Annotated in this window: 23 protein-coding genes and 1 riboswitch; of the genes, 15 read left to right on the forward strand and 8 right to left on the reverse strand. The window is 65.3% G+C overall.

The genetic code is table 11. The features are described 5' to 3' along the window. The first annotated feature begins 48 nt into the window (after positions 1 to 48). Positions 49 to 894: a PHP domain-containing protein gene (locus ABD742_RS05430; protein ID WP_234748301.1), complete on the forward strand. Its 846-nt coding sequence runs from the start codon at positions 49 to 51 to the stop codon at positions 892 to 894. Here the strand turns inward: ABD742_RS05430 and ABD742_RS05435 are convergent. From ABD742_RS05435 to thiE, 4 genes are all read right to left on the reverse strand, one after another. Then, entirely contained in the window at positions 891 to 1,754 is an 864-nt protein-coding gene (locus ABD742_RS05435) for a DNA-methyltransferase (RefSeq protein WP_234748300.1), read from the reverse strand. The two genes, ABD742_RS05430 and ABD742_RS05435, sit on opposite strands and share 4 nt — an antisense overlap. An 8-nt stretch (positions 1,755 to 1,762) precedes the next feature. After that, entirely contained in the window at positions 1,763 to 3,469 is a 1,707-nt protein-coding gene (locus ABD742_RS05440) for a DEAD/DEAH box helicase (protein WP_234748299.1), read from the reverse strand. A 288-nt stretch (positions 3,470 to 3,757) separates the two neighbouring features. Then, on the reverse strand, positions 3,758 to 5,272 hold the full coding sequence (locus ABD742_RS05445; protein ID WP_234748297.1) for an RNB domain-containing ribonuclease: 1,515 nt from the start codon (positions 5,270 to 5,272) through the stop codon (positions 3,758 to 3,760). A 37-nt stretch (positions 5,273 to 5,309) separates the two neighbouring features. Beyond that, positions 5,310 to 5,999, reverse strand: coding sequence for a thiamine phosphate synthase (gene thiE, locus ABD742_RS05450; RefSeq protein ID WP_234748295.1), 690 nt, complete (start codon positions 5,997 to 5,999; stop codon positions 5,310 to 5,312). A 26-nt stretch (positions 6,000 to 6,025) separates the two neighbouring features. Further along, positions 6,026 to 6,145: riboswitch (TPP riboswitch) on the forward strand. Between thiE and thiO the strand changes: the two genes are divergently transcribed. From thiO to ABD742_RS05470, 4 genes are all read left to right on the forward strand, one after another. Then, entirely contained in the window at positions 6,137 to 7,447 is a 1,311-nt protein-coding gene (thiO, locus tag ABD742_RS05455) for a glycine oxidase ThiO (protein WP_234748293.1), read from the forward strand. Its footprint overlaps the riboswitch before it by 9 nt. Then, the gene (thiS, locus tag ABD742_RS05460) at positions 7,444 to 7,680 is read left to right on the forward strand and encodes a sulfur carrier protein ThiS (RefSeq protein WP_234748291.1); all 237 of its coding nucleotides are present in this window, start codon (positions 7,444 to 7,446) and stop codon (positions 7,678 to 7,680) included. Before thiO ends, thiS begins: the two co-directional genes overlap by 4 nt. 3 nt (positions 7,681 to 7,683) lie before the next feature. Next, positions 7,684 to 8,490 carry a thiazole synthase gene (locus ABD742_RS05465; protein ID WP_268818710.1) on the forward strand — a complete coding sequence of 269 codons (807 nt, stop codon included), beginning with the start codon at positions 7,684 to 7,686 and terminating at the stop codon, positions 8,488 to 8,490. Between the two features lie 59 nt (positions 8,491 to 8,549). Next, positions 8,550 to 9,233 (forward strand): 4a-hydroxytetrahydrobiopterin dehydratase, encoded by a 684-nt coding sequence (locus ABD742_RS05470; protein ID WP_234748289.1) that lies wholly within the window; start codon positions 8,550 to 8,552, stop codon positions 9,231 to 9,233. A 65-nt stretch (positions 9,234 to 9,298) separates the two neighbouring features. Here the strand turns inward: ABD742_RS05470 and ABD742_RS05475 are convergent, their stop codons facing one another. From ABD742_RS05475 to ABD742_RS05485, 3 genes are read right to left on the reverse strand one after another with little or no spacing between them, the layout of a single operon-like run. Then, on the reverse strand, positions 9,299 to 9,601 hold the full coding sequence (locus ABD742_RS05475) for a hypothetical protein (RefSeq protein WP_234748287.1): 303 nt from the start codon (positions 9,599 to 9,601) through the stop codon (positions 9,299 to 9,301). A 36-nt stretch (positions 9,602 to 9,637) separates the two neighbouring features. Further along, entirely contained in the window at positions 9,638 to 9,862 is a 225-nt protein-coding gene (locus ABD742_RS05480) for a DUF3107 domain-containing protein (protein WP_059387503.1), read from the reverse strand. A gap of 50 nt (positions 9,863 to 9,912) precedes the next feature. Continuing rightward, complete coding sequence (locus tag ABD742_RS05485; protein ID WP_372460876.1) at positions 9,913 to 10,569, reverse strand: TetR/AcrR family transcriptional regulator; 657 nt, start codon at positions 10,567 to 10,569, stop codon at positions 9,913 to 9,915. A gap of 85 nt (positions 10,570 to 10,654) precedes the next feature. Between ABD742_RS05485 and moeB the strand changes: the two genes are divergently transcribed. Then, positions 10,655 to 11,854, forward strand: coding sequence for a molybdopterin-synthase adenylyltransferase MoeB (moeB, locus tag ABD742_RS05490; RefSeq protein WP_234748285.1), 1,200 nt, complete (start codon positions 10,655 to 10,657; stop codon positions 11,852 to 11,854). Between the two features lie 34 nt (positions 11,855 to 11,888). Continuing rightward, positions 11,889 to 12,881, forward strand: a complete 993-nt coding sequence (locus ABD742_RS05495) for an SDR family NAD(P)-dependent oxidoreductase (RefSeq protein ID WP_234748283.1) — start codon at positions 11,889 to 11,891, stop codon at positions 12,879 to 12,881. A 549-nt stretch (positions 12,882 to 13,430) separates the two neighbouring features. On the opposite strand, the gene ABD742_RS05500 is transcribed toward ABD742_RS05495, so the two are convergent. After that, complete coding sequence (locus ABD742_RS05500; protein ID WP_234748281.1) at positions 13,431 to 14,756, reverse strand: glutamyl-tRNA reductase; 1,326 nt, start codon at positions 14,754 to 14,756, stop codon at positions 13,431 to 13,433. Positions 14,757 to 14,904: 148 nt separating this feature from the next. Here ABD742_RS05500 and hemE point away from each other — a divergent pair, with 148 nt between their 5' ends. From hemE to ABD742_RS05540, 8 genes are all read left to right on the forward strand, one after another. Then, entirely contained in the window at positions 14,905 to 16,032 is a 1,128-nt protein-coding gene (gene hemE, locus ABD742_RS05505) for a uroporphyrinogen decarboxylase (RefSeq protein ID WP_234748279.1), read from the forward strand. Positions 16,033 to 16,037: 5 nt separating this feature from the next. Continuing rightward, positions 16,038 to 17,537 carry a protoporphyrinogen oxidase gene (gene hemG / locus ABD742_RS05510; protein WP_234748277.1) on the forward strand — a complete coding sequence of 500 codons (1,500 nt, stop codon included), beginning with the start codon at positions 16,038 to 16,040 and terminating at the stop codon, positions 17,535 to 17,537. 72 nt (positions 17,538 to 17,609) lie between these two features. Next, complete coding sequence (gene hemQ, locus ABD742_RS05515) at positions 17,610 to 18,311, forward strand: hydrogen peroxide-dependent heme synthase (RefSeq protein WP_234748275.1); 702 nt, start codon at positions 17,610 to 17,612, stop codon at positions 18,309 to 18,311. A 65-nt stretch (positions 18,312 to 18,376) separates the two neighbouring features. Then, on the forward strand, positions 18,377 to 19,552 hold the full coding sequence (locus tag ABD742_RS05520) for a ferrochelatase (protein WP_234748638.1): 1,176 nt from the start codon (positions 18,377 to 18,379) through the stop codon (positions 19,550 to 19,552). Beyond that, positions 19,549 to 20,532, forward strand: a complete 984-nt coding sequence (hemC, locus tag ABD742_RS05525) for a hydroxymethylbilane synthase (RefSeq protein WP_234748271.1) — start codon at positions 19,549 to 19,551, stop codon at positions 20,530 to 20,532. The genes ABD742_RS05520 and hemC overlap by 4 nt, the downstream gene beginning before the upstream one ends. 19 nt (positions 20,533 to 20,551) lie before the next feature. Next, positions 20,552 to 21,445: a uroporphyrinogen-III synthase gene (locus ABD742_RS05530; RefSeq protein ID WP_234748268.1), complete on the forward strand. Its 894-nt coding sequence runs from the start codon at positions 20,552 to 20,554 to the stop codon at positions 21,443 to 21,445. Further along, positions 21,442 to 22,422 (forward strand): porphobilinogen synthase, encoded by a 981-nt coding sequence (gene hemB / locus ABD742_RS05535; protein WP_234748266.1) that lies wholly within the window; start codon positions 21,442 to 21,444, stop codon positions 22,420 to 22,422. Before ABD742_RS05530 ends, hemB begins: the two co-directional genes overlap by 4 nt. Beyond that, a complete protein-coding gene (locus ABD742_RS05540; protein ID WP_234748264.1) occupies positions 22,422 to 23,498 on the forward strand; it encodes an LLM class flavin-dependent oxidoreductase in 1,077 nt (358 codons plus the stop codon). The genes hemB and ABD742_RS05540 overlap by 1 nt, the downstream gene beginning before the upstream one ends. The last annotated feature ends 13 nt before the right edge of the window (positions 23,499 to 23,511 follow it).

The following is a 23,511-nucleotide window of genomic DNA, read 5'->3' on the forward strand; positions in this document are numbered from 1 at the left end:
CCAGCGGCGCAACGGTCCAAGCCGTCCCTGATCAAATAGGCTTGGAAAGTGAAGATCGACCTGCACGCGCACTCCAATGTTTCCGACGGGACCGAGGCTCCCGCGGGAGTGATCGCTTCTGCATCAGCTGCGGGTCTGGATGTGGTGGCCTTGACCGACCACGATTCCACTGACGGATGGGAGCAGGCCTCCGTCGCGGCCCTCGAATTCGGGGTGGCTTTCGTGCCGGGGATAGAGATCTCGTGCCGCACCCGGGAAGGGATCAGCGTCCATCTCCTGAGCTACCTCCACGATCCCGGACACCCCGGCCTGCTCGAGGAAATCACCAAAGCGAAAGACGCGAGGCTCACCCGCGCCAAACGCATGGTCACGCTTTTGGCCGAGGATTACCCCTTGAGCTGGGACGATGTCATCCATCATGTCGCTCCCGGAGCCACTGTGGGCCGGCCCCACATCGCCGACGCCCTCGTGGCGGCCGGTGCGGTGGCGAGCCGCTCCGAGGCGTTCACCGCGATCCTGACTTCGCACTCGCGCTATTTCGTGCAGCACTACGCACCGGACCCGGCGCTCGCCGTCGAGCTTGTCCGGTCGGCGGGCGGTGTTCCCGTCTTCGCGCATCCGGTGGCCTCGGCCCGCGGCCGGGTGGTCGGGGAACGGACTTATCGGGAAATGATCGACGCCGGCCTCCTGGGCCTGGAAGTGGAGCACCGCGACAATCCCGAGGAAGGCCGTGTGTTCCTGCGGCGCCTGGCTGCCGAACACGGGTTGTTCATGACCGGTTCGTCCGACTACCACGGAACCGGCAAACCCAATCTGCTCGGCGAGAACCTGACGTCCCCCGATGTCCTGGCCCGCATCGAGGAACTGGGCACCGGTAGTTCGGTGGTCCGTTAGACGGGGTAGAAAATGGCCTTGCCGTCCAGGCGCTTCCGCATCACTTCGATCGCCGGGGCGTTCTGGTCGACGCAGACGAACCTGCGCTCGAGTTTCGCCGCGACCGAGCCGAGCGTGCCAGAGCCTGCAAAGAAGTCGAGGCACCAGTCTCCTGGCCGGCTGGACGCGGTGACGATCCGCCGGACCAGGCCTTCCGGCTTTTGCGTCGGGTAGCCGGTCTTTTCCCTGCCCGTCGGGGAGACAATGGTGTGCCACCAAACGTCCGTGGGAAGCTTCCCGAGTTCCCGCTTGGCCGGCGTCACGAGGCCCGGCGCCATATACGGCTCACGGTCAACCTCGGCGTTGTCGAAGTGGTACTTGGCGGGGTTCTTGACGTACACGAGGATGTTGTCGTGCTTGGTGGGCCAGCGGTTCTTGGCGCGTGCGCCGTAGTCGTAGGCCCAGATGATCTCGTTCAGGAAACACTCGCGGCCGAAGATCGAGTCCAGCATGACTTTGGCGTAGTGCACTTCGCGGTAGTCCAGATGCAGGTACAGGGTGCCGTCGTCGGCGAGCAGTCGCCAGGCCTCCACGAGCCGGGGTTCCAGGAAGGACCAGTAGTCGCTGAAGGCGTCGTCGTAGCTGTGCAGGGCGCCCTTGATGGTGTCATAGGAGCGGCCCTTGAAGCCGACGCGGTCGCCGTCGCCGTCGGCGTTGCGGACCATGCGCGTTTCCTGGCGGCTCTGGACCCGGCCCGTATTGAAGGGCGGGTCCACGTAAATCAGTGTGAAGGCGCCGTCCGGCAGCGTCGGGAGGAAATCCGCGTTGTCCGCGTGAACCACCAGATTGCTGCCGTCCGGCGCCCAAACAATGTCAGTCATTGAGGCCGTTAAGCCTCGGTGCTCTCGCCGGATGCACCGGAAGCGGACACCACTTCGCCGTTGCGGCGGCGGGTGCGGGAACGGCGTGCGCGGGAAGGTTTGTCCGCGCCATCGGCGGACTGCGGCTCGGCAGACTGGGCCGTTGCCTCGGCGGGGGCTGCTTCGCCTTCGGAAGTACGACGGCGGCGGGTGCGGTTGCGTCCGCCCTCACCGTCTCCTTCGCGGGACGGAGCATCGCTGGACTTGGGACCGCGGCGTGCACCTTCACGGCCACCATCACGCCCGGCGTCGCGTCCCGTGCGTCCACGCCCGGAATCGCCGCCGGAACGGGAGTTCTTCTTGCCGGTCTCGCCCAGGTCTTCCAGGACCTCGGCGTCGACGCCTGCGAGGGTGCGCTTGTCGCGGGGCAGGCGGCCCTTTGTGCCCGCGGGGATGTCCAGCTCCTCGAAAAGGTGCGGCGACGAGGAGTAGGTTTCCACCGGCTCCGGATAGCTCAGGCCCAGCGCCTTGTTGATCAGGCCCCAGCGCGGCATGTCGTCCCAATCGACGAACGTCACGGCCGTGCCCTTGTTGCCTGCGCGGCCGGTGCGGCCAACGCGGTGCAAGTAGATCTTTTCGTCTTCGACGCACTGGTAGTTGATCACGTGCGTGACGTCATCGACGTCGATGCCGCGGGCGGCGACGTCGGTGGCCACGAGGACGTCCACCTTGTTGTTGCGGAAGGCGCGGAGTGCCTGCTCGCGGGCGCCCTGGCCCAGGTCACCGTGGATGGCGGCGGCTGCGAAGCCGCGGTCCACGAGTTCCTCGGCAACCTTGGCTGCGGTGCGCTTCGTCTTGGTGAAGATGATGGTCCGGCCGCGGCCGCGGGCCTGCAGAATGCGGGCGACGACCTCGACCTTGTCCATGCTGTGGGCACGGTAGATGAGCTGCCGGATGTCGCGCTTGGTCAGGCCTTCGTCGTCCGGGTCGGCGGCACGGATGTGCGTGGGCTGCGTCATGTAACGGCGCGCCATGGCGATGACCGGGCCAGGCATGGTGGCCGAGAAGAGCAGGGTCTGGCGGACGGCGGGTGTGCCGGCAATCAGGGTCTCGACGTCCGGAAGGAAGCCGAGGTCAAGCATCTCGTCTGCTTCGTCGAGAATCACCATGCGAACGTTCTTGAGGTTCAGATGCTTCTGCTTGTAGAGGTCGATCAAACGGCCGGGCGTGCCGACAACAACCTCGACGCCCTTTTGCAGGGCCTCGATCTGGGGCTCGTAAGCGCGGCCGCCATAGATGGTGGCGATGCGGGCGTTGCGCTTCCGGGACGCCGTCTGGAGGTCGTTGGCCACCTGAACGGCGAGTTCGCGGGTAGGAACAATCACGAGGGCCTGGGGTGCACCCGGGACAGCGAGCTTGTCGTGGCCGGCGTCGTCTGGTCCGACGACGCGCTGCAGCGCCGGAATGCCGAAGCCGAGGGTCTTTCCGGTACCGGTCTTGGCCTGGCCGATGATGTCGTGACCGCCCAGGGCAACCGGGAGGGTCATGGACTGGATGGGGAACGGGTGGGTGATTCCGGCGTCGGCGAGGGATTCAACGATGTCGGCGCGGACGTTGTAGTCGGCGAAGGTTTTTTCTGCGATCTCGTGGGGTGTTTCGTCCGAGGAAATGGTTTCCTCGGGTTCGATCGTTTCGGTTCCGTCTGTCAGAACTTCATGGGTGTGCAATTCACTCACAGTGGAGTTTTCCTTATTCATTTGGGCTGCGCTGCGTGCTCAACGGTTGTGGCAGGGCCGTTCCGGAGCACGGATGGGCGCAAGCAAATCCAGTGGAAGCCGATCGCGGGCTATCTAAATACTGGCACTGGGGACCAGCTGGTGTATCTCAAGATCGCGTAGGGGCGGGCTTGTTGATGTCAAAAAATTAACTGAATCAACGACCGGGCATCCATTACTACTCACCCAGTCTAGCGTCTGGGGGCGATAATCCCCGGATCGCGGCCCCGGCCCTGCGGACGGAGCGCGCTACGGGAGCAGTTCGAAGGTGATTTGGCGGGTGGCAATGTCCGCGTCGAGCAGTTTCACGCGGACTTTCGTGCCCGACTCCATTTCGCCGTCGCAACGAGCGGTGACCGCGGGCTCGGCGATCTGGACGATGCCGTAGGGACCGTGCGGGGCTCCGTTCCCATTGCCATTACCGTTGTTGCCGTTGGTGCTGTTTCCGTTGCCGTTTCCGTTGTTCTTGGCGGGTTTCGATCCGGAAATCACCACGGCGTCGAATTCCTGTCCGATGTGGTTGACCAGGAGTGCTGCCTCCACGGTGTCCAGTGCCAGGCGCTCCATTTTGGCGGCGAGCTGGTCGGAAGACGCCATGATCTCGGGCAGGCTCGGCAAAGCATCCCGGGCCCACGCAGGGATCTCTGTTCCATTGCTCAGAGCTTCGCAGATGACCAGCACAAAACGATCGACAAGTCGGCGCAGCGGCGCGGTGGTGTGGGCATACGGTGCCCCGATGGCTGACTGCATGACGCTGCCCGGTACCTCGCCGTCGAAAGGCGTGTAGCCGGCACCACGGAAGAGCAGCCCCGCGGAATGGAGGATGGCGAGTTGCCGGGGGTCCTTCGCGTCGAGGGTGCGCAGGTACTCGCCGTAGCTGGTCCCCGCGGTCCAGGGCTTGCCGAGTGCCCCCGTTTGCCGTTTGAAATGGAGCAGCGAGCGCTCATCGGGAGCGGGCATGGTGCGCAGGATCCCCACTTTGCCGTCGAGCATCAACTGTGCGGCGGCCATCCCGGTCAGGAGCGAAATCTGGGCGTTCCAGTCCTCCACCGGGAGCGAGGGAGCTGCGACGATCCTGTACCCCTCGCCGCCGGGCAGTTGGACGATTTCCTGCTCAGGCATGTTCAGGCTCGCTCCGCCGCGGCGGCGTTCGAGTTCCACCCGCTTGAGCCCGACCTCCTTGAGCAGCTCCAGGACGGGATCAGCCGTTCCGGAATCGATCTCCGCCTGCACGCCCTTGTAGTTGAGTTTGGCGCGGCTCCGTACGCTTGCCCGACGGACGGAGACGGTGCGGAACTCCGCCTCGGCATCGAGTTCGAAGTCCCACACGAACGCGCCGCACGTCTGGCCGGCCAGCAGGCTTCCGGCATGCTCGCTGATGATCTCGGGGTGCAACGGTATGCGGCCATCCGGGGCGTAGTACGTTTGCCCGCGGTGGCGGGTCTCGGCGTCGAGCGCTCCTCCCGGGGGCACAAAGGAGGGCACATCGGAGATGGCGTAGAGAACCCTGTAACCATCCCCGGACCGGTCAATGAAGAGGGCCTGGTCGAGATCCGTGGAAGAGGCCGGGTCGATCGTGATGAACGGAACGTCCGTGAGATCCTGCGCCGGCAGGGTGTGTCCGGAAACCGCGGCTTCAGCGTCGCGCAGCGCTTCAATGGGATAACCTGCGGGCAGCTCGAGTTCAGTCCGAAGCGCCGCCAGCGCTTCCGCGAGGTGGTTCGACGTTTCACTGACATTCGGGGCTACCCGCTGATGTGACACGAAAATCAGGGTAACTCCAAAATCTTCCGGCGTCTCGCTAGGCCGCCGCTGCGTCCAAGGCAGCCAGAAGGGCCTGGGCTGCCGCCGTCGGATCCTGTGCTTCGGTAATGGCTCGCACCACAACGACACGGCTTGCGCCGGCCTGCACCACCTCTTCCACGTTGCTGAGATCGATGCCGCCGATAGCAAACCAGGGGAGCACAACACCGCCGACGGTCTCTTCGTCTGCCTGCTTCACCGCGTTGGCGGCGTACTTCACCAGATCGAGCCCGACGGCGGAGCGTCCCGGCTTGGTGGGGGTGGCCCAGACCGGCCCGACGCAGAAGTAGTCCAGTCCGCTGCGGCTGGGTGACGCGGCGATGGCTGCGTCAATTTGTTCCGGCGTGTGCGTGGAGAGACCGATGATAGTGCGGTCGTGGAGCAGTTTCCGGGCCGAGCGCAGCGGAATGTCCTTTTGGCCGATATGGAACACCGGTGCGCCGGAGAGGGATGCTACGTCCGCGCGGTCGTTGACTGCCCAGAGACGGCCGTGACGATGCGCCACGGATTGCAGGATTTCCAGGAGCTCCAGTTCCTCAGCCGCCTCAATTGTCTTGTCACGCAGCTGGATGATGTCCACGCCGCCCTCGAATGCGGCATCGACAAATTGCTCAAAATCACCCTGTTGCTTGCGGGCGTCGGTGCAGAGGTACAGGCGGGCGGTGGTGTGGACATCGTGCTGGGTCATGGAAACAGAGTAGTTCCTCTAAACTGGGCTGGTACCGCGGGAGCCGCGGCGGCAGTCACAATCGCCGCGCGGCTGAGAGGGCTTCAGCGCCGACCGCTTGACCTGATCCGGCTAGTACCGGCGTAGGGAAGGACCCCATGGACGAAGTAAACACCCAGCACGGACCCCTGCACGCGGATGTGGCGGTGATCGGAGGCGGTGTCATTGGCCTCGGGATCGCGTGGGAAGCCCGCAGGTCCGGCCGCTCGGTTGCCCTGATCGATCCCGCGCCGGCCAGCGGCGCCACCTTCGCGGCGGCGGGTATGTTGGCGCCCGTCAGCGAACTGCACTACCAGGAAGAGGACCTCCTGGAGCTCATGCTCGAATCGTCGGCGTTGTGGCCGGACTTCGAACGCAATGTGACCGGCTCAAGCACCGGACGCAGCACGGGTTACCGCACGACGCCGACCCTCGCCGTCGGCGCGGACGCTGCGGACCGCCAGGCGCTCGCCGATCTCAGGGATGTCCAGCTGGCCAACGGCCTGGTGGTGGAATCCGTGCCGTTGCGCGAGGCACGGGAGCGTGAGCCGCTGCTGAGCCCGCAGATTTCCTGTGCCTTCGACATCCCGGGCGACCACCAAGTGGATCCGCGCCGGCTTTCGGCCGCGATTCTCGGCGCGCTGGCAGACCACCAGCCCGGCGATTCCAGTTGGATTCCGGGGGCCGAAGGCGGTTTTGCGGTCCAGGACACCGCGGCGGGCCTCCTGTGGGAGGACGGGCGCGTCGTCGGGGCTGTGCTGGATTCAGGAATCGAAGTGCTCGCCACGGAAACAGTGGTTGCAAACGGACTGGATGCCGCCCGCTTGAACGGCCTGCCGGATGGGTTGTCGCTCCCGTTGCGTCCGGTGTATGGCGACATACTGCGGTTGCGCGTCCCGGGCCACCTGCAACCCCTGGTCACCGCCACGGTCCGTGGAATGGTGCGCGGAGTGCCCGTCTACATCGTGCCCCGCGACGACGGGACCGTGGTGATCGGTGCGACGCAACGTGAAGACGGCTTGTCGGCGTCGGGGGGATCGGCCAACCCGGTGTCGGCCGGCGGCGTGTACCAATTGCTCCGCGACGCCCAGGTACTGGTTCCGGCCGTGGCCGAACTGGAACTCCTGGAAGCAACTGCCCGAGCGCGTCCAGGCACTCCGGACAATGCACCGCTGTTGGGCCGTGTGGAACGTCGCGAAAGCGAAGGAACCGTGCCGGGCCTTATCGTGGCCAGCGGCTTCTTCCGCCACGGCGTGCTCCTCACCCCGGCTGCGGCGAAAATCTGCGTCGGACTCATCGATGGCGCCGTCGATCCCCGGTGGAACAAATTCCGCCCGGACCGCTTCTCCCGCCCGCTTTCAGTAGCACGGGCCTCAACGGACGGCCCATCGGCCGATACCTCATATCCCCTTCCGAAGGACCACGCATGAACATCAAATTGAACGGCGCAGACCACACGTTGAGCGACGACGCGTCCGTGACCACCCTCGTCAGCCACATCACCGGAAGGGTTGTGGACTCCAGAGGCCAGGCGGCCGACGGACGCAAGATCGGCGTCGCCGTCGCACGCAATTCCGAAGTGGTGCCGCGCAGCCAGTGGGCTGCCACCGCGCTCGCAGAGGGCGACGAACTCGAAATCGTTACCGCAGTACAGGGAGGCTGAACCATGACCGCAGGAAGCACTCAAGCAGCAACCACCCGAACCGACGCCCTGGTGATCGACGGTGTTGAGTTCGGCTCGCGCCTCATCATGGGGACCGGCGGAGCCCCGAGCCTGGACGGCCTGGGGGCAGCCTTACTGGCCTCCGGCACCGAACTCACCACCGTCGCCATGCGGAGGTACTCGCCGACGGAAACAGGTTCGCTGTTCCAGTTGCTCGTGGACCATGGCATCCGTGTCCTGCCCAACACGGCCGGCTGTTTTACCGCCAAGGACGCTGTCATGACAGCCGAGCTTGCCCGTGAGGCGTTGGAAACGGATTGGGTGAAGCTCGAGGTCATCGCCGACGAACAGACGCTGCTGCCTGACGCCGTGGAGTTGGTGGATGCGACGGAGAAGCTGGTGGACCGCGGCTTCAAGGTCTTCGCCTACACCAACGACGACCCCGTGCTGGCGCTTCGACTGGAAAACCTCGGAGCAACAGCGGTGATGCCCTTGGGCGCGCCTATCGGCACCGGTCTGGGCATCCTGAATCCCCACAACATCGAGCTGATTGTGTCCCGCGCTTCGGTCCCGGTAGTACTCGACGCCGGAATCGGCACCGCGTCCGACGCAGCACTCGCCATGGAGCTCGGTTGCGACGCCGTGCTGCTGGCCACCGCGGTGACCCGTGCGCAGAACCCGGTGCAGATGGGCGAGGCCTTCAAACACGCGGTCATCGCCGGTAGGCTGGCGAAGCAGGCGGGCCGCATCCCGCGCCGGGAACACGCCCTGGCGTCCTCGGCGATGGAGGGCCGGGCCGAGTTCCTCTAGCGGCCTATGTTGGCCGCTCCGGGGATTCCTGCGAATTCCACGTCAGCGAAGGAGCCCAGATGGCCGGCAAAGATGACATCCTCACCAGGTCCGCGATCGACGACGCCCTGGCGGAGCTGCCGGACTGGCGGTACCGCCTGGGCGGCCTCGCCACCGTCTACAAATGCCCGACGTCGGCTGCCGCACTGGAGCTGATTGCCGCCGTCGGGCGCATCGCCGAGCAGCAGAACCACCACCCGGACCTCGACTGGCGGTACAACCGGGTGTTCATCCGGTACACCTCCCATGACGCCGGGAGCGCTGTGACCCAACGCGACATCCGGGCGGCCACGAGCGCCGGCGAAGCAGCCGCGGAAGCCGGGGCAGCGGCCGAACCGGGGCTCTATCGGACGGTTGAAGTCGGAATCGACACCCCGGATCCGGACGGGATCTCGGAAGTCTGGAGGGTGGCGCTCGGCTACCGCAAAGACCGCTTCGGAAACCTCGAAGATCCCTACGGGCGTGGGCCCAGGGTGTGGTTCCAAACAACTGAGACACCCAATCCGCATCGGATCCACCTGGATGTGCACCGAAGCCAAGCCGAATCCGGACCCGTTATGGAGAAAACGGCGGCAACCGGTGCGTTAATGGACCGTGACCACGCACCCCAACGGGTGGTGGTCACGGATTCACAAGGAAACAGGTTGTGCCTCTGCACAGAAGCGGGTGACACCCAGGTTTATCCGCGACACGCAAACAGCTAGGTGACGCCCGGATATGAGTGTCGATGGCCTGTTTGAGTGTCGCCGGCCCGTTCGCGCAGCGCAAGCTAGAGTCGCAGGGCCGCGGTCAGCTGGGCGGTGTTGTGCCGCGTCCGATGGCGGCCCAGGAAGTAGGAGACCACCGCGGCCCCCACGGTACCCAGAATGATGGGCAGAACCCACGGGATCCACGTCACGCCAGGCTGGTAGCCAAAGCCAAGTTGGATGAAGATCATCCAACTCAGCATGGCGACAGCGACGGAAACGCCGGCGGGCAGGGTTATTCCGTACGTGCCACGGTGTTTGTCAGTTCCCCAGACGATGAAGCCTGAGGCGATGGTGGCTAGCGCCACGATGACAAGTGAGAGCATGCGGACTCCTGGCTCGCTGGTGTTCTTGCGTATTGCTTAGAGAGCGCCGAATCCGACCCGGCGTACTTCCTCGGCGCCGATCTCCACGTATCCGAGGACGTTGCCGGGAACGATGACCTGGCGGCCCTTTTCATCGGTCAGACGCAGGTCCGTGCCATTGGCAATGGCCTCGCTCACGATCTTGGCAACAGCCTCGGCATCGAGAGCGGACTCAAGCGCGATCTCACGGCCAACATTCTGAATGCCGATCTTTACTTCCACAGCGGGGCCTCCCAGCCAATCAAGAAATTACTCAGTCTTCTATTTGTAGTCTAGGACTCTTTCGGGAAGCGACTGATTCCGCGCCAAGCTAAACGGTAGATCAGATCGCTGGCGACATCGAGGTCCAAATCGCCGTCAGTTTCGAGCCAATACCGGGCGCTGACCTGCGCCATTCCGGCCAGGCCGCGGCCCAGCAGCTGGGCCTCCAGCGGGGGCAGCTTGGTGTCTTCGGCGATGACCTTGGCGACGGCGTCGGCGAAGGTGCGGTTGAAAGTCTCCAGTCGGGAGCTGACGTCCGGGTCATTGATGAGATCGGATTCGAAGACGAGCCGGTGAGCTTGGTCATCGCCCGCGATGAAACGGTAGTAGGCACGCATGACGGCCTGGACGCGTTCCTTGTTGTCCGACGTCGAATTCAGCGCCGTGAGCATCTGGTCCGTGAGCATGGCCAGGTGGCTGTCGAGGAGTGCCATGTAAAGCTCCCGCTTGGACGGGAAGTGTTGGTACAGCACCGGCTTGCTGACATGGGCGGTCTCGGCGATTTCGTCCATCGCAGCACCATGGAAGCCGTTGGCAACGAAGACTTCCAAGGCAGCGTTCAGGAGCTGGGCCCGGCGCTCATCGCGTGGCAGCCTCGCCGAGCGTGGCGAAACGGTCCGATCTTGCCTGACCTGCGCCTCCTGTTTGATACGTGCAATCTCAGCCACTTGTCTGCCGCCTTTCCTTTGCAGTTATGACCACAATACTGCGCAGTAATATGACCGGGCGGCAGCGGCAGGCATACTTTGGAGTATGGCCACTATATTTGCTGCCCAAACGTTGCCGTCTTCGCTGCCGCCACTCGTGGAACCGGCCGCGGAGCTGACCACCGAAGAGGTGGAACGGTACTCGCGCCACCTCATTATTCCCGAAATCGGAGCGGCCGGTCAGCGCCGGCTCAAGAACGCGAAAGTCCTCGTGATCGGGGCCGGCGGACTGGGCTCTCCGGCGTTGCTGTACCTGGCCGCCGCCGGGGTAGGGACGCTCGGAATTGTGGATGACGACGTCGTCGACCTCAGCAACCTGCAACGCCAGATCATCCACGGCGTGGGCGATGTCGGACGGCCGAAGATCGAATCCGCGCGGGATGCCATCAAAGAACTCAATCCGCTGGTCAACGTACAACTGCATAACGTGCGCCTGGACTCATCCAACGCTTTGGAGATTTTCTCAGGCTACGACCTCATCCTGGATGGCGCAGACAATTTCGCCACCCGATACCTGGTCAACGATGCTGCCGCGATTCTCGGCAAACCATACGTCTGGGGATCCATTTTCCGCTTCGACGGCCAGGTCAGCGTGTTCTGGGAGAAGCACGGCCCCAGCTACCGCGATCTCTATCCCGAAGCCCCTCCCGCCGGCTCGGTCCCGTCCTGCGGCGAAGGCGGCGTGTTCGGCATGCTGTGCGCTGCTGTCGGCTCGCTCATGGTGACGGAGGCAGTCAAGCTGATCACCGGCGTCGGGCGCTCCATGCTGGGACGCGTGGCGCTCTTTGACGCGCTCGGCGGCAGCTGGCGCGAAATCAAGGTTTCGAAAGACCCGGAGGCCGAGCCGATCACCGAATTGACCGACTACGAAGCTTTTTGTGGCATCGCTCCGGCCCCCGCAGGCGACTCGGTTCGGACCGTCACGGCCACCGAACTTTCCGGGATGCTCGAGGCCCGCGCGGCGGGGGAACGCGACTTTGAACTGGTGGATGTCCGCGAGATCGGTGAACACGAGATTGTGAACATCGACGGTTCGGTGCTCATCCCGCAGGGACGCATCCTGGCGGGAGAGGCCTGGACGGAACTGCCGCAGGACAAAGAGATCGTGTTCCACTGCAAGGGCGGCACCCGTTCCGCTGCGGTGCTCGCCGCGGCACAACGCGCCGGCTACACCCGGGTCAGCCACCTCGACGGCGGGATCCTTGCGTGGGTGCGCGACGTCGAGCCGGGCAAACCGGTCTACTGAACCCACTGTGCCGTTGAACACGAAAGGTCCCGATATGAGCGAGGAATCCATGGCCACACCGCAACACCCCATCGGATCGGGTTTCGGCCATGGCTCCACGGCATCGGACGTTGTGGCGGGAGTGGACCTCCGCGGTAAGTCAGCGATTGTCACGGGTGGCTATTCCGGGCTTGGCCTGGAAACGGTGAGGGCCTTGTCCTCCGCCGGAGCCAGGGTCACGGTTCCAGCCCGCCGTCCCGAACACGCCAAGGAAGTCCTCGCCGCGGCCGGCCTGGCACCGGAGCAAGTGACCGTGGAAGCCTTGGATCTGGCCGATCAGGAAGCTGTGAAGGATTTCGCGCCGCGCTTCCTGGCGTCGAACACTACGCTGGACATCCTGATCAACAACGCCGCCATCATGGCGAGCCCGGAACAGCGCGTGGGTCCGGGCTGGGAATCCCAGTTCGCCACCAACCACTTGGGCCACTTCACGCTTCTCAACACGTTGTGGCCCGCGCTGGCGGCTGCTGGTTCGGCCCGCGTTGTCTCCTTGTCCTCCACGGGACACAAACTCTCGCCGATCCGTTTTGAGGACATCAATTTCGAGAACGGCTACGATAAATGGAAGGCCTACGGTCAGGCAAAGACGGCCAACGCGCTGTTCGCCGTAGAGCTGGACCGTCTGGGCCGCTCCTCTGGGGTGCGGGCCTTCGCGGTCCATCCCGGCGGCATCATGACCGAGCTCCAGCGCTATCTGCCCCGCGAAGAGATGGTCGCCGCGGGCTGGATGGACGACGAGGGCAACGTCAGGGAGGGTTTCAAGACTCCGGAGCAGGGAGCCGCCACGTCCACGTGGGCAGCCACGTCCCCGGCCCTGGCTGGCATGGGCGGGGTGTATTGCGAAGACTGCGATATCGCCAAGCCCACGGACCCGGCCTCGCCGCTCGCCCGGTACCAGGGTGTGGATGCGCACGCAGTGGATCCGGAAGCCGCAACAAAGCTGTGGGCTGTGTCTGCCGAAATGACGGGCGTCAACGCCTTCGCCTAGGATTCGCGAGCCTCCCACAGCGGGACATGCTCATTCTTGGTCATTGTTGCTGGACATAATCTTGTTATGTCCAGTTCTGGTGATCAGGGCAGGGCATGCTCTGCGTGGAGCGAACCAGGACAGCAATTCTCGAACCGGCACAAAGGGACTCGAACCACCACAAAGGGACATGCTCATTCTTGGTTGTTGTTGCTGGACATAATCCTGTCATGTCCAGTCCTGGTGATCAGGGGAGGGCATGCTCTGCGTGGAGCGAACCAGGACAGCGATTCTCGAACTACCGCCACAAGGGACATGCTCATTCTTGGTCATTGTTGCTGGACATAATCCTGTCATGTCCAGTCCTGGTGATCAGGGGAGGGCATGCTCTGCGTGGAGCGAACCAGGACAGCGATTCTCGAACTACCGCCACAAGGGACATGCTCATTCTTGGTCATTGCCACTGGACATAATCCTGTCATGTCCAGTCCTGGTGATCAGGGGAGGGCATGCTCTGAGTGAGTTCGAGCGTGGACAACGCCACCCGGGGGCGGGCAATGGCCGCGTGGGCTAGGCGCTTTCAGCCTGCTGGGATGCCTGTTGGTGGTTGACAGGGCACTCCGCCGCGGGTGACGCAGCCGGCTGCTCAACCTGAATGCCGTACAAGGCCTCAAGGGCGGCCACGTAATCGTCTTGCTGGCCGTTCGCGGCGAGTTCGCGTGCGCGCACGGTGGGGATGTGGAGCAATTGCTTGACCATGCGGCGGAGCGCGAACTCGACCTCTTCTGCCGCAGCGGTGCAGCCGTGCCGGGCCCGGACTTTCTCCATCTCGGCGTCGAGCACGTTCATGGTGTGGCGGCGCAGCGCCACAATGGCCGAATCCACGGACCGGGCTTCGCGCTCTTGCTCGAAGGCCTCTGCCGCACCGGAAACAATAGTGCTCGCTTGTGCCAGCGACTCCGCTTGTTCCTGAGGTGCTGCGAGCCGCACGGATTCGAGCGTCAGGAGCTCGACGCCGTCGAGCTCGCCCACCGCGGGGTCGAAGTCGTGGGTGAGCGCGAGGTCGATCGCTATGAGTGTCTGTGTGGACAAAGCGCGGACCTTGGCAAGCTCTTCGGCCTCAACACGGGTGTCCGATCCGCTGCAACCGATCATGACATCGGCGGCAGCGACGGCGGCGGGAAGGGTTTCGGCGTCGAGCGCGGTTCCGCCGCGGGTCGCCGCGAAAGCCTCGGCGCGGCCGGAAGACGAGTAAACGCAGACGTCGGTGCAGCCGCGATCGCGAAGCAGCGACAAAGTGGCCCCGGCGTAGGCCCCGGTCCCGAAGACAACTACCTTCTTGGTGCTCCAGTCGGCATTCTCGGAGAGGTCGGTGGCGAGGTCCAGGGCAACTGAAACGATGGACAGGCCGCGCGAACCGAGGGCGGTCTGGGCCCCGACGTCCTTGGCCGTCTTGGAAGCGGCCTGGAACAAGCGGACCAGCCCGGAACTCGCTGTTCCTTCGTGCTGGGCAGTGATGAGGGCGCGGCGCACTTGGCCGGCGATTTCACGTTCGCCGACGACGGCGGAGTCCAGTCCGGCGCTGACTGCGAAGAGGTGCCTGCTGACCTCAGGGCCGGTGCGGGTGCTGAAGGCGCGCGAAACGAGTTGCTCGTTGAGTCCGCTCAAGCCACTGATCTGCGTGACGAGCGCCGAGCGGGCAGCCTCAAGGTTCTCGACATGGGGCGTTTCGCCGTAGATTTCGTAGCGGTTGCAGGTGGCCAGGACCACGGCGCCGGAAACAAGTTGGGAATCGGCCAGAGCGGACGAGGCAACCTCGGATGAACCGTTGCTCAACTGAGCGACGGTCTCAAGATCGATGTCGGCGTGTGTAGCCACCAATGAGAAAAGAACCACAGCAAAGCAATCATAGCTTTTTCGGTGCCATGTAGAACAACGCACGCCAGTGGTTCTCCGCACTGACCGGAGTGACGCCCGTCACCTTGGATGGTGCGGGACAGGCTGTCGTTATCTTTTGATCCCGATCTTCGGCACAATCGAAGGCATGACTTCCAGTTCCGCACTGCCTCATTCTGTGTCGGCCAACGGCGTTTCCGGCACCGCCGCCTCAAGCCTTGATGCAAGCCACCCGCTCATGGATGGCCGCACCGCAGACTCCCCGCTGATCCAGGCGTATCGCGGAGGCAAGCCGTCCCGCCGTCCGGTGTGGTTCATGCGCCAGGCCGGCCGCTCGTTGCCGGAGTACCTCAAAGTCCGTGAAGGCGTGGCGATGCTGGACTCCTGCCTGCGTCCCGAGCTCGCCTCCGAGATCACCTTGCAGCCGGTCCGCCGCCACGACGTTGATGCAGCCATCTTCTTCTCCGACATCGTCATCCCCCTCAAGCTGGCAGGTGTCGGCGTGGACATCGTCCCCGGCGTCGGTCCTGTCCTGGACAAGCCAGTCCGCACCGCGGCCGACGTGGCCGCCCTGCCGCAGCTGACGTGGGAGGCCCTCGAGCCGATCCGCGAGGCCGTACGCCTGACCGTGGCAGAGCTCGGCACCACGCCCCTGATCGGCTTCGCCGGTGCGCCGTTCACGCTCGCCGCGTACATGGTGGAAGGCAAGCCCTCCCGCGACCACCTCGGTCCGCGCACCATGATGCACGCCGATCCGGAAACCTGGACCGCCCTGGCCAACTGGGCAGCCGACGCCTCCGGCATGTTCCTGCGCGCCCAACTGGAAGCAGGCGCCTCTGCAGGGCAACTGTTCGACTCCTGGGCCGGTTCCCTTGGCCTGGCCGACTACGCCAAGTACGTCGCTCCCGCCTCGACCCGCGCCCTTGACCACGTCCGCCACCTCGGCGCGCCGCTGGTCCACTTCGGTACGGGAACGTCCGAGTTGCTCGTCGCGATGCGCGACGTCGGCGTGGACGTCGTAGGGGTGGACTACCGGCTGCCGCTTGACGAGGCAAACCGGCGACTGGGCGGCACCGTGCCCCTGCAGGGCAACATTGACCCCGCGCTGCTTTCCGCGCCGTGGGAGGTCCTGGAAGCCCATGTCCGCGAGGTGATCGCCGCCGGTTCCGCAGCCCCGGGCCACGTCCTGAACCTCGGCCACGGCGTGCCTCCGGAGACGGACCCCGCCGTCCTGACCCGGGTAGTGGAACTCATCCACTCGATCCCGGCAGGGTAGCGGGCATGCGCGGGACACGTGCACAGCCCGAACACGCACTTTCCGAAGATTCAGCTGCTAGGTTGACGGCCGTCGTCGTGGGCGGCGGCATTTCCGGCCTGCTCGCCGCCCGGGGACTGGCCAAGGCCGGGCTCACTGTCACAGTGCTCGAAGCGGGCAACGCGTGGGGCGGTTGCGTGGGAAGCCACACTGTTGGCGGCCTTGAGCTGGACAGCGGAGCAGAGTCCTTTGCCACGCGCTCCACCGCTGTGGCCGATCTCGCCCGCGATCTCGGGCTCGGCGGCAACATCGTGGCGCCCCATCCTGGAGGTGCCTGGGTGCAGTTGCCAGACGGCCCGCAGGAACTGCCCAAGACCGGAGTGCTCGGAATTCCGGCGAATCCCTGGGACCCCGAGGTCCGCCGTTCCTTGGGCTTCGCCGGCTCTTTGCGCGCCTCGCTTGACCGCTACCTGCCTGCCTCAGTGGGCACCTCGGCCGAGGTCACGAGTGTCTCCTCGCTGGTCCGGGCACGGATGGGCAAGCGGGTCCTCGAACGACTCGTGGCACCCGTCGTCGGGGGAGTGCACTCCGCCGATCCCGGACTGCTCGACGTCGACATGGTGGCCCCCGGACTGCGTGCAGCACTGCGCCAGCACGGTTCGTTGGCCGCGGCGGTGTCCAGCCAGCGCAAGGCCGCTTCGGGGTCGGCCGCTTCGGGGTCGGCCGCTTCGGGCGAAAACGGAAGCGGGACGGCGAAGGCCGGATCCGCCGTCGGCGGCTTGAAAGGCGGAATAAACACCTTGGTCTCCGCCCTCGTGGCGGAGCTGCGTTCGCGGGGCGTCTCCCTTGTTTCCGGTGCCCGGGTGGATTCGATCACCCGCACTGAAAGCGGCTGGCAGGCCACTGCGGCGGGCACAACGTACGACGCCGGACGGCTCGTCGTGGCACTCGACGGTCCCGCCGCCGTCGGGCTGCTGGAGGGGGCATTTCCGGAGCTGTCCGCGCTGCGTCCCGCCGCGGGCCCCTTGGTAAGCCTCGTGACCCTGGTGGTGGACGTGCCCGAACTGGACCGCCGTCCCCGCGGCACCGGCATTCTCGTCGCTCCTCAAACCGAGGGGATCGACGCGAAAGCGCTCACGCATGCCACGGCAAAGTGGGACTGGCTGGCGGAAGAAGCCGGACCCGGCACGCACGTGCTGCGCCTGTCCTATGGGCGGGGCGAGGAAACGGACACCCCTGAATCGGCGGCCGCGCTGGATGACAGTGCACTGTTTGAGGCTGCGCTCCGCGACGCCTCGACCTTGCTGACGGTGCCGATCGTCCGCGAAGACGTGCTCGATTGGGACGTTGTCCGTTGGGCGGGCGCGTTGCCGTTCGCCGCCGTCGGTCATAAACAGCGCGTTGCCGAGGTGCGCCGCATCTGCTCCGAAGCCGAGGGTCTGTCGGTTGTGGGCGGCTGGCTCGCCGGAAACGGCCTGGCTGCAGTGGTTGCGGACACTTCTGCACAGATCGACGCAGGTTTGTGAAATGCACCACTTCTACGCCTTGTAGAAGTGGTGCATTTCGACTTAGCGCCATCCACGGGGCAGACTTGTACCATGAGCCACACTTCTGTCGAATCTGTCACTAAAACTGCCGAATCCGAAGAGCAGTTCTTTACGCTGTGGACCGTGTTCAAGCGGTCGGGCGATGTCCTGCGCAGCGCCGATGCTGTCCAGGATTTCGAGCAACTGGCTGCCAAGCTCGCCGAGGACGGGGTGGTCCTCCGCGGAAGCTACGACGTCTCCGCCATGCGTTCCGACGCCGACATCATGGTGTGGCTCCACGGCGCCAAGCCCGAAGCCCTGCAACAGGCCGTCCGTGACATCCGCCGCAGCGCCCTGTTCGCCGGCACCGAGATCGTCTGGTCCGCCATGGGCGTCCACCGCGAAGCCGAATTCGCCAAGAACCACGTTCCCGCCTACGCCCGCGGCGTCGAGCCCAGCACCTGGCTGTGCGTCTACCCGTTCGTGCGCTCCTACGAGTGGTACATCCTGCCGGCCGAAGAGCGTGGAAAGATGCTGCGCGATCACGGCATGCTGGGCCGCGAGTTCCCCCAGGTCATCTCCAACACCGTGTCCTCCTTCGCCTTGGGCGACTGGGAGTGGATCCTCGGCCTGGAAGCACCCGAACTCGTTGACCTGGTCGACCTCATGCGCCACCTGCGGGCCACCGACGCCCGCAACCACGTCCGCGAGGAAATCCCGTTCTACACCGGCCGCCGCATCACCGCAGCGGAGATCGCCGAGGTCCTCGCGTGAGCGGCCGCCACTCCACCGGCCCGGCCAGCCTCACCGAGGTCAATGACGTCACCGAGGCCGGACGCATGGCTCCCAAGGAGTACGACGCCGTCCTCCTCGCCTCTTTCGGCGGGCCCGAAGGCCAGGACGACGTCATTCCCTTCCTGCGCAATGTGACCCGTGGCCGCGGCATCCCGGATGAGCGTCTCGAGGAGGTGTCCCACCACTACCGCGCCTTTGGTGGGATCAGCCCCATCAACCAGCAAAACAGGAACCTCAAGGCCGCCCTCGAGGCAGAGCTTGCATCGCGCGGCATCAGCTTGCCAGTGCTGTGGGGCAACCGCAATTGGGATCCTTATATCCCGCAGACGCTCCAGGAAGCCTACGACGCCGGCCACCGCAAGTTGCTGATGGTCACCACAAGTGTCTACTCCTGTTACTCCAGCTGCCGCCAGTACCGCGAGGACATCGGCATTGCGCTGACGGAGACCGGCCTTGACGGCAAACTCGAGGTGGACAAGGTCCGCCAGTACTTCGACCACCCCGGCTTCGTCGAACCCTTCGTGGAGGGAACGGCTGCAGGACTTGCGGAGGTCAAGGAGAAACTGGCCGCGGCCGGTCTCCAGGACGCTCCGGTCCACATCCTGTTTGCAACGCACTCCATTCCAACCCGCGACGCCGAGGCCGCCGGGCGTTCGGACGCCGAGCCCCGCGAGTTCGAGCAGGACTCGGCTTATGTGGCCCAACACCTGGCCGCCGGCGCCGAGGTTGTTCGGCGGGTTGAATCCGAATCCGGACTCACTGCGCCATGGTCCTTGGTGTACCAGTCCCGTTCGGGCGCACCGAGTGTTCCATGGCTTGAGCCGGACATCAACGATGCCATAGAGGAATTGGCCGGCCAGGGGATCAAAGGCGTCGTGATCGTTCCGCTCGGTTTCGTCTCCGACCACATGGAAGTGGCCTGGGACCTGGACACCGAGGCCTTGGAAACGTGCAAAAACCTCGGCCTCGCCGCCACACGCGTCCCCACCCCGGGAACCCACCGCAAGTTCGTTTCCGGCCTGGTAGACCTCATTTGCGAGCGGACTGTAGCCAACAACATCGCCGATCGCCCCGCCATGACCGGACTGGGCCCGTGGTACGACATCTGCCGTCCGGGCTGCTGCGCCAACTTCCGCGGAGAGAAGCCCACGATTGCGGGTGCAGACACCACCGTCGGCACTGGCCATGATGCCTACCCTGTAGGAGAAGGCGCGAAATGACCGTACGGATCGGTACCCGCGCGAGCAAACTCGCGCTCACCCAGAGCCAGCAGGCAGCCGACCAGCTTGCAGCTGTCGGGGGCTTTCCCGTTGAACTGGTGCGCATCAAGACCGAAGGCGATGTCCGGACGGGCTCCCTGTCCCAGATGGGCGGCACCGGAGTGTTTGTCGCCGCCCTTCGCGACGCGTTGTTGGAGAACGCGTGCGACGTCGCGGTGCACTCCCTGAAGGATCTCCCCACGGGTGCGGCACCGGGACTCACCATTGCCGCAACGCCCAAACGCGTCGACGTCCGTGACGCCTTGTGCGCGCGTGACGGGCTCAAGCTCGCCGATCTTCCGCCAGGCGCACGGGTCGGTACCGGATCGCCGCGCCGCGCTGCCCAGCTGCGCGCCGCCCGCCGGGATCTCGACGTCGTGGACATCCGCGGCAACGTGGACACCCGGCTGGGCCGCGTTCCCGGGCTCGCAGGCAACGCGGAAGATTCACCCGGAGACCTCGACGCAGTCGTCCTCGCCGCGGCGGGACTGGAACGGATCAGCAGGCTCGACGCCGTGACGGAGTTCTTTGAGACCGACGTCATGCTTCCTGCCCCCGGACAGGGCTCACTTGCGATCGAGTGCCGCACCGTCGACGCTCCCGGACAGTCCGGCGCCGAAGGTTCCCAGGGCGCTCTGGCCCAGGCCCTGGCCGCACTCAATCATGAAGACACCCGGCTGGCCGTCACCGCGGAGCGGGCCGTCCTGGCCCGCCTCGAAGCCGGGTGTGCTGCGCCCGTGGGCGCCTACGCTTACCGCAAGGGCAGCATGCTGTATCTGGAAGCCGTCGTCTGCGCCGTGGATGGGAGCAAGTCCGTACGCGAGAAAAAGGCCACCGACGGGCTCACTGAAGTGGGCGCCACGTTGCTGGGCATCGAAGTCGCCGAGCTCCTGCTTGCCGCGGGTGCTGCGGACATCGCAGATCTTGCAGCTTCCAGATAACCGGAGCCAACAGGAGACCATGGGACGGCACAGCGCAGTGAAGTCGGGGGAGGCCCGGGTCCTTGAAGGCGCCCGGGTTCTTGTGACGCGCAGCCCTGATCGTGCCGCCCCGCTCGTCAGCGCCCTGCGCGAAGCCGGCGCGGAGCCGCTCCTGTTGCCCTTGATCGACTTTGAGCGTGCCCGCGACCAGCATTCCCTCGAGGTCGCCTTGGACGCCCTCCGCGCGGGAGCGTACGGCTGGTTGGTGGTCAGCAGCATCACCACGGTGCGCGCCCTGAAGGAAAAAGCAGCCGAGCGTCGCTTGGAGTTGAAGGACCTGATTCCGGAGTCCGTCCGGATCGCGACGATCGGCCCGTCGAGCCGGCGCGTCCTCGAAGCGGAGGGCCTTCCCGTGGACCTCGCGCCGGAAGACGTCCAGTCGGCAGCAGGACTCGTCTCCGTCTGGCCGACAGGCCCGGCCAATGTGCTGTTGCCCCAAGCGGACATCGCCGATTCGATGTTGGCGGAGGGGATCGAAGCCAAGGGAGCCGTGGTCCAGCCGGTGACGGCTTATCACACCGTGGACTACCCGGCGGCCCCCGAGCGCAGGCTGACTGCTGCCTTGGCTGCGGCGAACGGCTGGAAGACGCGGGCGGTATCCGGGACGCCGGAGCTCACCCCCGAAGCCGCCAAGGCTGAACTTTCCAGCGGCCGGCTCCACGCCGTCGTCGCCGCTTCACCCAGTGCGGCACGCCGCATCCACGCCTCGCTGGGACCGCTGCGGGATTGCCGCTTTATTGCGATCGGGCGCTCGACGGCGGCAGAGGCTGCCGCTCTCGGGATCCCGGTCGCGGCAACCGCCAAAGAACCCACACCCGACGGCATCGTGGCCGCCCTACGCACCGTATTCGCCACCGAAGGGAACGAAAGTTGAGCTTTCCAAACCACCGGCCCCGCCGGCTCCGCACCACCCCCGCCATGCGCCGGATGACCGCCGAACACCGGCTGGCCCCCGCGGACCTCATCCTGCCGGCCTTTATTCGCGAAGGACTCAGCGAACCGGCTCCGATCAGCTCCATGCCCGGTGTTGTCCAGCACACCACGGACTCGCTCAAGCGCGCCGCTGCGGAAGCCGTGGAACTGGGTGTCAGCGGCATCATGCTCTTCGGTGTTCCCGCAGTCCGCGATGCCCGCGGCACAGCCTCCCTGGATCCGGACGGCGTGCTGAACAAGGCCATCCGAGACGTCCGCGCAGAGGTTGGCGATGACCTGGTGGTCATGGGCGACGTGTGCCTCGACGAATTCACCGACCACGGCCACTGCGGTGTCCTGGACGCCAACGGTTACGTGGACAACGACGCCACCCTCGAAATCTACGCCCAGATGGCCGTGGCGCAGGCCGACGCCGGTGCCCACGTCCTGGGGCCGTCCGGGATGATGGATGGCCAGATCGCCGTGATTCGCCAGGCCCTTGAAGCGGCGGGACACCAGAACACTGCGCTTCTGGCCTACGCGGCGAAGTACGCCTCTGCCTTCTACGGCCCCTTCCGCGAAGCAGTGGACTCGCAGCTCAAGGGTGATCGCCGGACGTACCAGATGGATGCCGCCAATCGCCGGGAAGCCATCATCGAGGTGGAACTCGACCTCGAAGAGGGCGCTGACATGGTCATGGTCAAGCCGGCCATGAGCTACCTCGACATCCTGGCCGACGTCGCCGCCATGAGTCCGGTTCCCGTGGCGGCCTACCAAATCTCCGGTGAATACGCCATGATCGAAGCGGCTGCCGCGAACGGCTGGATCGATCGCCGCGGCGCCATCACAGAATCCGTGCTCGGCATCAAGCGGGCCGGCGCCGACATGGTGCTGACGTACTGGGCCTCCGAGCTTGCCGGCTGGCTTAAGGAGTCCTGATGACAGATACCGCTTCCACCCCCACGGCCCCTGTTGGAGCTACGGAGATCCTCCTCGGACTGAATACTTTCGGTGACGCCGGGGTGGACGCCGACGGCAACCCGAAACCGCATGCCCGGGTTTTGCGGGAGCTGCTGGCGGAAGCGGAACTTGCGGACGCCGTCGGGCTTCATGCCTTTGGCGTGGGGGAGCACCACCGCCGCGACTTCGCTGTCTCGGCGCCCGAAGTGTTCCTCGCTGCCGCCGCCGCCCGGACATCGCAGATCAAACTCGGTTCGGCCGTCACCGTGCTCAGCTCCGACGACCCCATCAGGGTCTTCCAGCGCTTCTCCACCGTTGACGCGATCTCCAACGGTCGCGCGGAGGTGATGCTGGGCCGCGGCTCCTTCGTGGAATCATTCCCGCTGTTCGGCCTGGACCTGGCAGACTACGAAGTCCTGTTCGAGGAGAAGCTGGAACTCTTCGACAAGGTCCGGGCGCAGAAGCCCGTGCATTGGGAAGGCCGTACCCGGCCGAATGTGAACGGAATGAGCGTTTTTCCGCCGCTGGAACACCACTTGCTGCCAACGTGGATCGGTGTGGGTGGAACTCCCGAGTCGGTGCTGCGTTGCGCCCAATACGGCTATCCGATTATCTTCGCCATCATCGGCGGGGAGCCGCGCCGCTTTGCCCCGCTCGTGGAGCTCTACCGCGAGGCAATGGGGAAATACGGACACCCCATGCAGCAGATTGCTACACACTCGCCCGGCTACGTCGCTCCCACCGATGAGCAGGCCCGGGAGGAACTGTTCCCGCATTGGCTGGCCCAGCGCAACCGCATCGGCGCGGAACGCGGCTGGGGACCGGCGAGCAGGGGCGAGTTCGACGCCATGTGCGGCCCTGAGGGTGCACTTTACGTGGGTTCCCCGGAAACGGTCGCCCGGAAGATCGTCCTGCTGAAGCGGAACCTCGGCGTCGACCGTTTCGACCTGAAATACAGCAACGGAACCCTGCCCCACGAATCCATGATGCGCTGTATCGAACTCTTCGGCACCGTGGTGGCCCCACTGGTGGCCAAGGAGCTGGCCGACGTTTGAACGCGCCTGAACC

Source organism: Arthrobacter ramosus (assembly GCF_039535095.1).
Classification (GTDB): domain Bacteria; phylum Actinomycetota; class Actinomycetes; order Actinomycetales; family Micrococcaceae; genus Arthrobacter; species Arthrobacter ramosus.